Source organism: Massilia sp. PWRC2, assembly GCF_049896725.1.
Lineage (GTDB): Bacteria > Pseudomonadota > Gammaproteobacteria > Burkholderiales > Burkholderiaceae_D > JAFCUW01.
Map to the genome: position 1 here is coordinate 123,886 of NZ_JAFCUW010000010.1, position 13,045 is coordinate 136,930.

At 48.5% G+C, this 13,045-nt stretch carries 8 protein-coding genes; 7 read left to right on the top strand and 1 reads right to left on the bottom strand.

Features of this window, described 5'->3' with window-relative positions; genetic code table 11:
* Positions 1 to 137 precede the first annotated feature (137 nt).
* Positions 138 to 1,118 carry a hypothetical protein gene (locus ACP7BZ_RS18815; protein ID WP_426115962.1) on the top strand — a complete coding sequence of 327 codons (981 nt, stop codon included), beginning with the start codon at positions 138 to 140 and terminating at the stop codon, positions 1,116 to 1,118.
* Complete coding sequence (locus ACP7BZ_RS18820; RefSeq protein ID WP_426115964.1) at positions 1,115 to 3,256, top strand: plasmid replication protein, CyRepA1 family; 2,142 nt, start codon at positions 1,115 to 1,117, stop codon at positions 3,254 to 3,256. The genes ACP7BZ_RS18815 and ACP7BZ_RS18820 overlap by 4 nt, the downstream gene beginning before the upstream one ends.
* Before the next feature lie 482 nt (positions 3,257 to 3,738).
* Here the strand turns inward: ACP7BZ_RS18820 and ACP7BZ_RS18825 are convergent, their stop codons facing one another.
* On the bottom strand, positions 3,739 to 4,332 hold the full coding sequence (locus tag ACP7BZ_RS18825) for a tyrosine-type recombinase/integrase (RefSeq protein ID WP_426115966.1): 594 nt from the start codon (positions 4,330 to 4,332) through the stop codon (positions 3,739 to 3,741).
* A 426-nt stretch (positions 4,333 to 4,758) separates the two neighbouring features.
* Here ACP7BZ_RS18825 and ACP7BZ_RS18830 point away from each other — a divergent pair, with 426 nt between their 5' ends.
* From ACP7BZ_RS18830 to ACP7BZ_RS18850, 5 genes are all read left to right on the top strand, one after another.
* Positions 4,759 to 5,670, top strand: a complete 912-nt coding sequence (locus ACP7BZ_RS18830) for a WYL domain-containing protein (protein ID WP_426116103.1) — start codon at positions 4,759 to 4,761, stop codon at positions 5,668 to 5,670.
* A gap of 115 nt (positions 5,671 to 5,785) precedes the next feature.
* Positions 5,786 to 8,752, top strand: coding sequence for a type I restriction endonuclease subunit R (locus ACP7BZ_RS18835; protein WP_426115968.1), 2,967 nt, complete (start codon positions 5,786 to 5,788; stop codon positions 8,750 to 8,752).
* A gap of 4 nt (positions 8,753 to 8,756) precedes the next feature.
* Positions 8,757 to 10,019: a restriction endonuclease subunit S gene (locus tag ACP7BZ_RS18840; protein WP_426115970.1), complete on the top strand. Its 1,263-nt coding sequence runs from the start codon at positions 8,757 to 8,759 to the stop codon at positions 10,017 to 10,019.
* Positions 10,016 to 11,179: an AAA family ATPase gene (locus ACP7BZ_RS18845; protein WP_426115971.1), complete on the top strand. Its 1,164-nt coding sequence runs from the start codon at positions 10,016 to 10,018 to the stop codon at positions 11,177 to 11,179. The genes ACP7BZ_RS18840 and ACP7BZ_RS18845 overlap by 4 nt, the downstream gene beginning before the upstream one ends.
* Positions 11,176 to 12,783: a type I restriction-modification system subunit M gene (locus tag ACP7BZ_RS18850; RefSeq protein WP_426115973.1), complete on the top strand. Its 1,608-nt coding sequence runs from the start codon at positions 11,176 to 11,178 to the stop codon at positions 12,781 to 12,783. Before ACP7BZ_RS18845 ends, ACP7BZ_RS18850 begins: the two co-directional genes overlap by 4 nt.
* Positions 12,784 to 13,045: the final 262 nt, after the last annotated feature.

Genomic DNA, 13,045 nt, shown 5'->3' on the forward strand with positions numbered 1-13,045 from the left:
TAATTTCTATGTGGGCAAAGAGTCATTGCAATTCATGACGTTGGATCGTCACGCCTATTTAAAACGCCAATAGAAATTAGATTGTAAAAATCAATCTTTGCATCGCTGACGGTGCATATCTCATATGAGAAATATTTATGTCAAATTGCGAACTACCTATCTGCATTACCAAATTCAATGAAATGTCGGACAACGCGGCAAAGTCCGTTGAAACTACGTGGGGTCAATTTTCAAGTTCGATAACAGCCAGCCATACCATTGCAACAATGCCAAAGGCGCATCTGCCTTTGTTCAATGGATGGCGTTACAAGAGCATTTCCGACTCCACCGTAAACAATGGTTGCCACGACAACGGATTGCCGATAGTGCAGTTCAGTCACACTCATGTACGGCGTCATAAGTCGAACCTCGTCGAGCTTTCCATGTTGGTGTTGGATTTCGACGGCGCGTTGCCTATCGCTGCTGTGCGCCATGTGTTCGCTGGGTGCGAGTATGTCTGCTATACCTCACTGAATCACCAAGTGGAACGTATTGACAAGTTCCGCGTTGTGCGTCCATTTTCAGTGCGTATGTCGGTCGGGGACTTCGTACGGTTGCAACCTGCGATTGCTCATTGGTTACAAGACTTGGTGAAAGACCATCACCCCGAACTACTCGACAATTCGACACTCTCGATTGGACAAATCTTCATCTTGCCATCGGTCCGCGCCGAAGATGTTTCCCACGTCCAAGCATGGCGCACCGAAGGCGACTTGCTGGACTGGACTATGTTCGAGTCCATCTTGAAGGCCATGCCAGTCACCCCAACGCATCGCTCAATGGGAACAGGGCCAGCGCCAAGTGGTTTCAAATTGAAACCTGATGATTGGCTTGAAACGGCCAATGGCGGGGTTCTCGTGCGCGACATCGACCGAAAGATTTCTCGTGTGCGATGCCCATTTCACAGCGACACAATGCCATCGGAATTTGCAGGGATTACTACCAGCGGGAGACCATTTCTTCAATGCAAGCGATGCGGCAGGGTCTACATGGATATGGTTGCGGTCGATCCGATTATTGCTGGACTCGCGAAGATTGCCCAGAAGAAGCGTATGAGTACGAAGAAGGAGCCCCAATGATCATTAAGGAAGGACTGGCGGCTTACGCCACGGAGCGGGAACCAGGCGGTGGCGAATCTCGGGTTGGCGGTGGATTATCGGCATCTCCAATCAAGGTATTTCATCTTAATGGGAAACGTCTCGCAGTGGAGGTGCGTGTTGCTGGAATCGATCTGCGCAATGCGGGAACTGTCTTTATCAAATCACCAAAAGGAACAGGCAAGACAAGGTTCTTGGCAGAATATTTAAACACTCTTCCGAAGTCCAGTGGGATATTAGCTTTGGTGCATCGACGGTCGTTGGCGAAATCCCTTTCAAATGAACTTGGCCTTTCTTGCTATCTCGACGAACCCGAGCTTCAGAAAAAATACGTAATTAGTGTTGATAGTCTGATTCGCTATAACCCTAAAATAGACATACTACCAGATGTACTCGTCTTGGATGAGTCGGAGCAAATGTTTCGGCATCTGATTAGCGAAACCACAAAGGCAGATCGCGGTCTAATCTTCAACATATTGGTTTGGCTGATTAATAACGCAAAGCAAATTATATGCTCAGATGCCGACTTGACCGGTGATCTCACCGTTCACTTGATTTCGAAACTGCGCAGCAGTTTCGAACAAGAGCAGTCAATTTCAATAGTGAATGAATGGCAGACGACTCAGTCTATTGAAGTGTACGAGGATAAGAAACATCTTGTGGCCGATCTTGCGTTAGCAGTTGCAGAGGGAAAGCGTGTCTATGTTCCTGTTGGCGAACTTGCTTTGGCGAACACCTTAACATCGCTTCTGCAATTCGTCTGCGATCCAGATGGAAAGCCAATCAAAGTCCTGACGCTGACTGGAATGACAAGTGATTCATTGCAGGCAAAAGCGTTCTTTGGCAATCCAAATGAAGAAGCCATGAAGTATCACGTGATAATCGCCAATTCAGTTCTCAGTACCGGCGTCAGCATTGATGTGAAATGGTTTGACATGGTGATTGGGATATTTGATCGGAGCGTCTATACGTTTCAGGACTGCGATCAGGCAATCAGCAGAGTACGCAGTTGCCCATCAATTAAGGTGTGGCTGCATAGCGGGCCAAAGGCGCTGTTCAACAGCGAAATGGCGATTCGCTCAGGGCCGACAAGGCGCGAGATGATAACGAGAAGCTTTACTGGACTCGATAGAAACGGGCGCCTATCGGATATGGAAGAGCTGTACATTGACGTTGAATCACGAATTCGATGGTGTGAACAGAAGTGGAAGGAGAATCGCGTCAATCAATTTGTTGAGTTGAAGGTTGATGATGGTTGGGCTATCATTGAGGTTCACAAAAATGATAATCTGTCTGGAGCAGGCGGTGAGATGTTGCTCATCGGGAAAGACCCATCGGGTGATGCATATTTTAACAGTATACTTGATGCGGATAACCTATCCTTTGAAGAGTATAGTGAATTGAATTCGGCAAAGAATGTTCGTGGCGATGATAGAAAGGCATTGACCAAGTATTGGATTTCTCAGTTCTTCGATTTGAAATCGCCAGCTAATGTGACGATTGATCAAATCAAATCGTTCAAGGAGAAAGGATTCGATAAGGTAGTAAGGAATGCTCGATTGTTGAAAGACTCAAGAATTGATGCAATTGGTCGTGACAAGTGGGAGCGTGAAAATGTGAAAAGCAAGAAGGCTATTACTGATTATGGCCACCGCACGGCGAAGAGAGATATATTGGAGGCAGCTCAAGAGAAAACAGGAATTAGCTATGCAGAGGTTTGGGCAAAAGCCAAGCTGCATGGTGCAAGTGAATTGCGATTCAATGATGCTAAATTATTATGTCGCTCAAAATCAAACAAATATCGAGAAGCGTCGAAGAAGAGAAAGCAGGACGGGGCGAGGTTGAAATGGGTGGTCACGCAAGCACAAATTGATGATTTGGCTAAATATGCGAATGACAATCTATGTAATATCAATCTATTCTTTGCCACCAACTTTAAAACGCCTACTGCACCAGAGGCGAAGATGAAGGTGTTCAATACAATTATGGGTGAGCTTGGGATTGAAATCAAGAAAAAGCCTAAGCAAAAGGGCGGAGATGGACATGAGTATGTCATTGACTATGATCGAGTAGCGGAACTGGTGGCGACGAAGAACCTCAGTGACATTGCAGGAATGTAGGTAGAGATTGCCAAATACAAAAATGTATAGCTTTTGCACGAGGTAGTATAGTAGCTACGAACAACGATATACTAAAAAGCTATACAAAAATGTATTTTTGCTTTACCTTGATCGGGGCATTTAAGGGTGGGTAAAAATGAATGTTGACGCTCTGTTTTACCACTGTCCGCGAAGGTAGGTAGGCTGGCATGTACAAAAATGTATAGCTTTTGCACGAGTTAGTATAGTGACTACGAATAGATATCTCTGAAAAGGTATACAAAAGTGTTCAAGGCTTCGTAGGGCGCTCAGGAGCGCCGACAGAGCGTGGTGATGGTTTGCATCACCTCGCTCTTGTAAACGCCGCCAGCGGCGCTTACAGAGGTCATGTTTCTGGCCCTCGCTATGTGGGCCATATGTAATGATCGGGCTTCTGTTTGATCGCTGGCAGTCATCCTAATTTGCTAGTCAACCTATTGTGGAAGAGTGAGCATTCAATACAATTAAAATAAGTCAGTACAGATTTGCTTGAGGCGCACAGGATTGTCCTGAATGTATTTCGCTGTCATTGAAACGCTGGCATGCCCAAGTAATTTTGATACTGCCTTTATGTCTATTCCTTTTTCTATTAGAGTCGTCGCGAAAGTTCTTCGCCCGGAATGACTCGATGCACCTTGCAATTTCGCGTCCGCGTACATTCGGTGAAATAGCTGTTGCAAACTGTTTGGCGAAAACGAGCTGCCCTTCTGCGACTTGAACAGTGGCGCTTCAAGGTTGAACAGAATGCCTTCGCGCTTCTGGCGGTCGTTGATGAAGTCGCGGATCGCACTGACTACCTTGGGATTCGTCAGGTATGCATGGCGCTGTTTGCCACCCTTGGTCATTGTGCCTGTAAGATTGATTTCTTCGAGCATGTTGCCATCGATGCCGAGCACATGCTTGATCTTCAACGCTGCCATCTCCTTCGCCCGTAGACCGAGACCGAACGAGCAGTAGAGTAGGGCCGCGTTTCGCTTGGCGTGCGCCTTCTTCTTCACCACATTGACGACGCGGGACAGCTCCCGCTCGCTCAGTACTTTCGCTTGACCTTCCCGCACCGGATTACCTCAGAATGTTTATATATTGCATAATTGCAATACTTTTGAACCATTCTATCCAGCCTTCGGGATGTCGTACACCCCAGGAGTGGCTCAGGCAGCCACAATGGTTACTAATTGCATTTAGTAAACATTCTGTGACGGTCGGCCTGACCGTGAACCTGATCCAAAACTGAAGACACCAGGACGCTCTCAGGGACCATCGGACTGACTGGCTGATATGTCACTATTGGCATGGCCGAGACGGACTCAGGCGGTTTAGCTATCCATGGTGGATAACTTCCGCTCGCAAGCGTATTCGATTGCATTTGACGCATTGGCGATGTATCATCTAATCAATTTGATGATATGCTGAGTAAGGAATGAGCAGAATGCTGTGTGAATTTTATTTTTTCGTCGTTTCCCATGAATGAGGAGCGATTGTTGATGCATCCGCAGCGTGTCGGGAGCCTGAGCCAAGCTCAGCGTGAGAGACTCACTTACCTAGAGTTTCGCCTGTATTTCATGGGGGAGATAGGTCGTCCAGACCTTTCTGCTCGTTTCGGGGTAGCACCAGCTGGTGCTACCCGCGACATAGCAATGTATCGGGAACTAGCGCCGCAAAATATTGATTTTCATAACAGCAGTAAGACTTACCGGATCAGTAGCGAGTTTGTCCCAATTTTCGAACATCTGCCCCAGCGGGTCTTGTCGTCGCTATCGCTAGGTTTTGGCGATGGGGTAGATGGCGAGCCAAGATCGCTCCTTCCATGTGAGTTCCCAGCAATTTTGAATTGTCCCCGAATGGATGTGCTAGCGCCAATTTGCCGGGCTATCCACGCAAAACGTCCAATCGCAGTTCACTATCAATCTATGACCAGTGGGGCCTCGGAGCGGGTCATCGTTCCCTTCGCACTGGTTGATACAGGCTTGCGCTGGCATGTCCGGGCGTTTGATCGTAAGTCTGGGGAGTTCCGCGACTTCGTCATAACGCGGATTCAGAACCCAACCTCTCTTGATAATGAGCCTATGGCGCACGAGTTGATGGATGCCGACATCCAGTGGACTCGAATAGTGGAGTTGGACCTCGTGCCACATCCAAGCCTCAGTCGTCCGGAGGTTGTGCAGATGGACTATGCAATGCAGGATGGGGCACTTCGTGTTCGAGTTCGAGCGGCAGTGGCCGGATACATGTTGCTGCGTTGGGGGGTGGACGCGTCGCATGATCACAGTCTTCGTGGCCACGAGTACCGACTATGGCTTAAAGATCATCTGGCGCTTTATGGCGTGAAGAACGCGGTGCTGGCGCCGGGCTACCGATCACCAGAAACACAAAACATCATGGGCGAGACCGACTAATGCGCCGCGCCAATAAAGATCAGCCTCGTCTGACCCAAGGCAGTGAGTCAAATCGGTCAATCATCAATCATCGTGGAAGCCAAGGCTATCCATTAGGCAAATCAGGACTGGATTTATGACGACATCAGAACAACAAATCGAACAGGCTTTGATCACCAAGCTCGTCGACCTCAAATACACCTATCGCCCCGACATCCGCGACCGTGAATCGCTTGAACAAAACTTCCGCGCCAAATTCGAGGCACTGAACAAAGTGACCCTCACCGATGCCGAATTCGCCCGCCTGCGCGACGAGATCGTCACCGCCGATGTATTCACCGCCTCCAAAACCCTACGCACCCGCAATACGTTTGCACGCGAAGACGGCACGCCGTTGCAATACACTCTGGTGAATATCAAAGATTGGTGCAAAAACGATTACGAAGTCATCAACCAGCTGCGCATCAACACCGCCAACAGCCACCACCGTTATGACGTGATCCTGCTCATCAACGGCGTGCCGGTGGTGCAGATTGAACTCAAAACCCTGCAAGTCAGCCCGCGTCGCGCCATGCAGCAGATTGTCGATTACAAAAACGACCCCGGCAACGGTTACGGCAACAGCCTGCTGTCTTTTATGCAGTTGTTCATTGTCAGCAACAACAGCAACACCTACTACTTCGCCAACAACCACAACCAGCATTTTGGTTTCAATGCCGATGAACGCTTTTTGCCGGTGTACCAGTTCGCCAGTGAAGACAACAAAAAAATCACCCAGCTCGATGCCTTTGCCGACAAATTCCTCGCCAAATGCCTGCTCGGAGAAATGATCAACCGCTATATGGTGCTGGTCGCTAGCGAGCAAAAATTGCTGGTGATGCGCCCCTACCAAATCTATGCAGTCAAAGCCATTGTCGATTGCATCCACCAGAACCGTGGCAATGGTTATATCTGGCACACCACAGGTAGCGGCAAAACGCTTACCTCATTCAAAGCGTCTACATTGCTTAAAGATAATCCCGACATTGAAAAGTGTTTGTTCGTAGTCGATCGCAAAGACCTCGACCGCCAAACCCGCGAGGAATTCAATAAGTTTCAAGATGGCTGCGTGGAAGAAAATACCAATACCGAAACGCTGGTGCGGCGCATGCTCTCGGAAGATTATGCCGACAAAGTCATCGTCACCACCATTCAAAAACTCGGCCTTGCACTCGATGGTACAAACAAAAAAAACTACAAAGAGCGTCTGCAATCTTTAAGTGATAAGCGTGTCGTGTTTATCTTCGACGAATGCCACCGCTCCCAATTTGGCGAAAATCACAAAACCATTAAAGAATTCTTCCCCAAGGCCCAACTGTTCGGCTTTACCGGCACACCGATATTTGAACAAAACGCCACCGCAGTACAGATTGTCGGCGAGCAGAAAACCCATAAAACCACCATCGATATTTTTGAAAAACAACTGCATGCCTACACCATCACCAATGCCATTGATGACAGCAACGTGCTGCGCTTTCATATCGATTACTTCAAGGGCGAAGGCAGCGTAAAAACCAAACCGGGCGAAGCCATTGCCCAGAAGGCTGTGGTCGAAGCCATTCTGAACAAACACGATGCCGCCACCAATTCGCGACGCTTTAACGCAGTATTATCCACCGCCTCCATCAACCACGCCATTGAATACCACCGCTTGTTTACCGAGATTCAGGCCAAACGGCAGCTAGAAGATGAAGACTTCCAGCCGCTCAATATCGCCTGCGTATTCTCACCACCGGCCGAAGGCAATAAAGACGTCCAGCAGCTGCAAGAAGACCTGCCGCAAGAAAAGCAAGACAACAGCGTTGCGCCTGATGAAAAGAAAGCCGCGCTTAAAGCCATCATCGCCGCCTACAACGCGCAATATAAGACAAATCACAGCATCAACGAATTTGATTCGTATTATCAGGATGTGCAGCAGCGTATCAAAGACCACAAATACAGCAATGCCGATTACCCGCGCCATAATAAAATCGACGTTATGATTGTGGTCGACATGCTGCTCACCGGCTTTGATTCCAAGTACCTCAATACCCTATACGTGGATAAAAACCTCAAACACCACGGCTTGATTCAAGCCTTCTCGCGTACCAACCGCATTCTCAACGACACCAAGCCGTACGGCAATGTGCTGGATTTTCGGCAGCAGCAGGATGCCGTTAACGAAGCCATTGCCCTTTTTTCCGGCAGTGACATCGACCGCGCCAAAGAAATCTGGTTAGTCGATGCAGCACCCATCGTCATCGACAAACTCGATGTGGCAGTCACCAAGCTGCAAGACTTTATGCGGAGCCAAGGGCTTGCTTGCGCGCCCGAAGAAGTGAACAACCTCAAGGGCGACGACGCGCGTGGCCAGTTCATCAACCTGTTTAAGGAAGTGCAGCGCTTTAAAACCCAGCTCGACCAGTACACCGATTTAAGCGCAGACCAAAGCATCAGTATTGAACAAGTGATCCCAGAAGATACCCTGCGTGCTTTCAAAGGCATGTATCTGGATACCGCCAAGCAGCTCAAAGAAAAGCAGGACAAACAGCGCGAAGGTGACGACACTCTCCAGCAACTAGATTTTGAATTTGTGCTGTTTGCCTCCAGCGTCATCGACTACGACTACATCATGGGTCTAATCGCCCAATACACGCAAAACAAACCCGCTAAACAAACGATGAGCCGCGAGCAGCTGATTGGCCTTCTCGCCTCCAGCGCCAACCTGATGGCCGAACGCGAAGACATCACCGCCTATATCAATCAGCTCAAAGCTGGCGAAGCCTTAAACGAAAAAGCGATACGCGATGGCTACGAAGCTTTCAAGGCGAGCAAAGCCGCGCAGGCCGTTACGGATATGGCCGAGAAGCACGCGATTGCAGGGGAGGCGTTGCAAGCCTTTGTGGATAACATCATGGGTCGCATGATTTTCGACGGCGAAAAGTTAAGCGATCTGCTCGCGCCACGAGAACTGGGTTGGAAAGAACGCACCAGGGCCGAACTGGCATTGATGGAAGACCTGTTGCCGCTGCTGAAGAAGTTGGCACAAGGGCGCGAGATTTCGGGGTTGGCAGCGTATGAGTAACGACATGAAAAAGACGCTGGTGCCGCCTTTACGCTTTCCCGAATTTTGGGACGCGCCTGCATGGCAAGAAAACGAAATGAACCAGTTTTTAACTGAAAGTCGCGTCTTAGGTAGCAAGGGCAATACAGCAAAGAAAATAACTGTAAAACTTTGGGGGAAAGGGGTGTTTGAGAAGAATGATGAAGTAAAAGGTAGCGTCAACACGCAATATTATCGTCGAACAGCAGGGCAGTTCATCTATAGTAAACTTGATTTTCTAAATCAAGCATTTGGAATCATCCCCGATTGCCTAGACAATTATGAGTCCACCGTCGATCTTCCTTGTTTCGATATGAAGCCGGGAATCAATTCTCTTTTTTTGCTTGAATATGTAAAGCGAAAAGACTTTTACGAGAAACTAGGGGAAACAGCAGATGGAAGTAGAAAGGCGAGGCGAATACACGCTGATACTTTTTTATCGTTTCCGATCTTTATGCCGCAGCCCAGCGAGCAACAAAAAATCGCCGATTGCCTATCCAGCATCGACGCGCTGATCAGTGTGCAAAGCCAAAAAGTCGATGCCCTAAAAACCCATAAAAAAGGCCTGATGCAGCAACTCTTTCCCCGCGAAGGCGAAACTATCCCCCGCCTACGTTTCCCCGAGTTTCTGGATGCGGGAGAGTGGGGGATTGAGGAACTCAGTGGCAAGGCAATTAAAGTTGGGAGTGGAATTACTCCGGCGGGCGGTGACACAAACTACAAAGCCAAGGGGAGACCATTTGTACGAAGTCAAAACATTGGCTGGGGGTGCTTAATTCTAGAAAATGTGGCTTTTATTGATGACCTAACGCACTCTACTTTTCTAGCATCAGAGCTTATGCAAAACGATGTATTGCTGAATATTACAGGTGCTTCGATTGGAAGAAGCGCGGTAGCGGATAAACGCATCGAAGGCGGCAATGTTAATCAGCACGTTTGCATAGTCCGAACGCACGAAAGTGAATTGAATCCATTTTTCCTAAATCAGTTTTTATTGTCGGATGGCGGCCAAGCTCAGATTGATAGTTTTCAAGCGGGAGGGAATCGGCAAGGTTTAAATTTTGCTCAAATTAGATCCTTCTCTATCCCGATGCCATCAACGCTCTCAGAGCAGCAAAAAATCGCCGATTGCCTATCTAGCATCGACGCGCTGATCAGCACGCACAGCCAGAAACTCGACACCCTAAAAACCCATAAAAAAAGCCTGATGCAGGCCTTGTTTCCCGTTGCCGATGAGGTGGGTGAATGAGCATCACAACGTTAGCGAATCTGGAAGCTGTTGCAGCACATCTACGGAAAACACTCGATGACAAAAAATATGTCGTGCTCTACGCCTACAACGGTACAGGAAAAACGCGGCTTTCCATGGCGTTTAAAGAGGCTGGCAAAAACGGAGATGCACGCGATACGCTGTACTTCAATGCCTTTACCGAAGACCTGTTCACTTGGGATAATGACTTAGAAAATGACTCGACCAGAGAATTGCGATTTAATACCCATTCACGCTTCTTTAACGGCATTGACGACTTGGAAATGGACACCCGAATCCGTCGCCTACTCTGTCGCTATGCAGATTTTGATTTTAAGATCTTGAAAAAAACAGTAACAACTATAATTAATCAAGAAGAGATCAAGCAAGAAATCACGTATGTTTCTTTTGAGCGTGAAAGTGTCATCGATGGTCAAGCTAAAACGGTCGAAAATATTAAGGTCTCACGCGGCGAAGAGAATATTTTTATATGGTGTTTTTTTCTCGTCATTGCACAGCTGGCAATTGATCAAGAAGAAGGGTCGCCCTACGCTTGGGTAAAGTATCTGTATATAGATGACCCGATATCGTCGCTGGATGACAACAACGCCATCGCCGTGGCCAGTCATTTGGCACAACTACTCAGTAAAAAGGAAAACAAGATCAAAGTAGTGTTGTCGTCGCACCATACGCTGTTTTTTAATGTGATGTGGAATGAGCTTGGCCAAACCAAAAAAGCCCAGCCCTATTTTCTAAGTAAAGAAGAATCCACCGGGCTCTACTCGCTGCGCTATACCGGTGCCACACCGTTTTTTCATCATGTGGCACTGCTTAAACAGATGAAAGAGGCAGCCGATTCGGGCGAGCTTTACACATATCACTTCAATATGCTGCGCGGCATTCTGGAAAAGGCTGCTTCTTTTCACGGCTTTAAAAATTTTTCAGCTTGCATCAAGCAGGGCCATGAAGACCCCGACGGCATTTTGCATGCCCGCATGATCAATGTATTGAGCCACGGTGATTATTCGCTGTTCGAGCCGATGCAGATGCTGGACGAAAACAAGCAGTATTTCAAAACCATACTCGACGACTTTATGGCGAATTACCGCTTTAACCCTGAGTTGTTTCCCGAACCCGATTTAAGCACGAGCCAACCATGACCGAACACGACCAAAAAGAATTGGGCAATACCCTGTGGAAAATTGCCGACGACCTGCGTGGCTCGATGAACGCCGACGACTTCCGCGATTACATGCTGTCCTTCCTATTTTTGCGCTATCTATCCGATAACTATGAAGCAGCGGCGCAAAAAGAGCTAGGCAAGGATTACCCCAAACTGGAAGCCGGTGATAGGCGTGCCCCCCTTTCTCTATGGTACGCCGCCAATGCCGACGATACGGCTGAATTTGAAAAACAAATGCGCCGCAAGGTGCATTATGTGATTGAACCTGCCCACCTGTGGAGCAGCATTGCCGAGCTGGCTCGCACCCAAAACGACGACTTGCTGCATACACTTCAACTGGGATTTAAATACATCGAGAACCAGAGTTTTGAAAGCACCTTTGGCGGCTTGTTTTCGGAAATCAATCTGGACTCGGAAAAGCTCGGCAAAAACTACCTGCAGCGCAACGACAAGCTGTGCAACATCATCAGCAAAATTGCCGAGGGTATCGCAAAGTTTTCGACAAATAGCGATGTGCTGGGCGACGCCTATGAATACCTGATCGGCCAGTTTGCTGCCGGTTCCGGTAAAAAAGCCGGTGAGTTTTATACGCCGCAACAGATGTCCACAATTTTGTCGGAGATCGTTACCCTCGACAGCCAGGAGCCAGCAACTGGCAAAAAGAAAAAGCTCGACAAGGTGCTCGATTTTGCCTGCGGTTCCGGTTCGCTATTGCTTAACGTGCGCAAACAAATTGGCAAGCACGGCATCGGCAAAATTTACGGCCAAGAGTCGAACATCACAACCTATAACTTGGCGCGCATGAACATGCTGCTGCACGGAGTGAAAGATTCTGAGTTCGAAATTCACCACGGCGATTCACTTGCGAATGATTGGGATGTATTAAACGAAATGAACCCGGCGAAAAAGCTTGAATTCGATGCCGTTGTCGCCAACCCGCCATTCAGCTACCGCTGGGAGCCCAGCGAAGCACTAGGCGAAGACTTCCGCTTTAAAAGCTATGGTCTTGCACCTAAATCGGCGGCGGATTTTGCCTTCTTGCTGCACGGCTTTCACTTTCTGGGCATGGAAGGCACCATGGCCATCATCCTGCCCCACGGTGTGCTGTTTCGGGGCGGCGCAGAAGAGCGCATCCGCAGCAAACTACTAAAAGACGGCAACATCGACACCGTGATTGGCCTACCCGCCAACCTGTTTTTCTCTACAGGTATCCCCGTGTGTATTCTGGTGCTGAAGAAATGCAAAAAACCCGACGATGTGCTGTTTATCAACGCTAGCGAATACTTCGAGAAAGGCAAACGCCAGAATAAATTATCTGCTGAGCATATCGAGAAAATTGTTTCTACCTATCAATTCCGGAATGAGGAAGACCGCTATTCCCGTCGCGTATCGATGGAAGAAATCGAGAAGAACGACTACAACCTGAATATCTCGCGTTATATCAGCACAGCGACTGCGGAAGACGAGATTGACTTGCAGGCGGTGCATGCCGAGTTAGTCACGTTGGAGCGAAATATCGGGACGGCCCGGGACAAACACAATGTGTTTCTCAATGAGCTGGGCTTGCCTGTTTTGCGGTGAGAAAACTCCATCAACCTCACCGGCCTGCTGCGCCAACGTACTGTGGAAGGCGAGCGCATCTCCGCACGCTGGGGCGATGGAATTCCGGCACGCAACGTCTCCCACGCTCTTTTTGCGACCTTTTGGCGGAAACGATCAAGGGATAGGCGGGGAGGAAGTGGGTGGCTCTAAATCTAAGACAGGTAACTATGCACACATTTTCAATTTCGCTGTTTGCCATCACAGGTGATCCAGCGTGTATTGGCAGAGTTTCTCGGGTCAT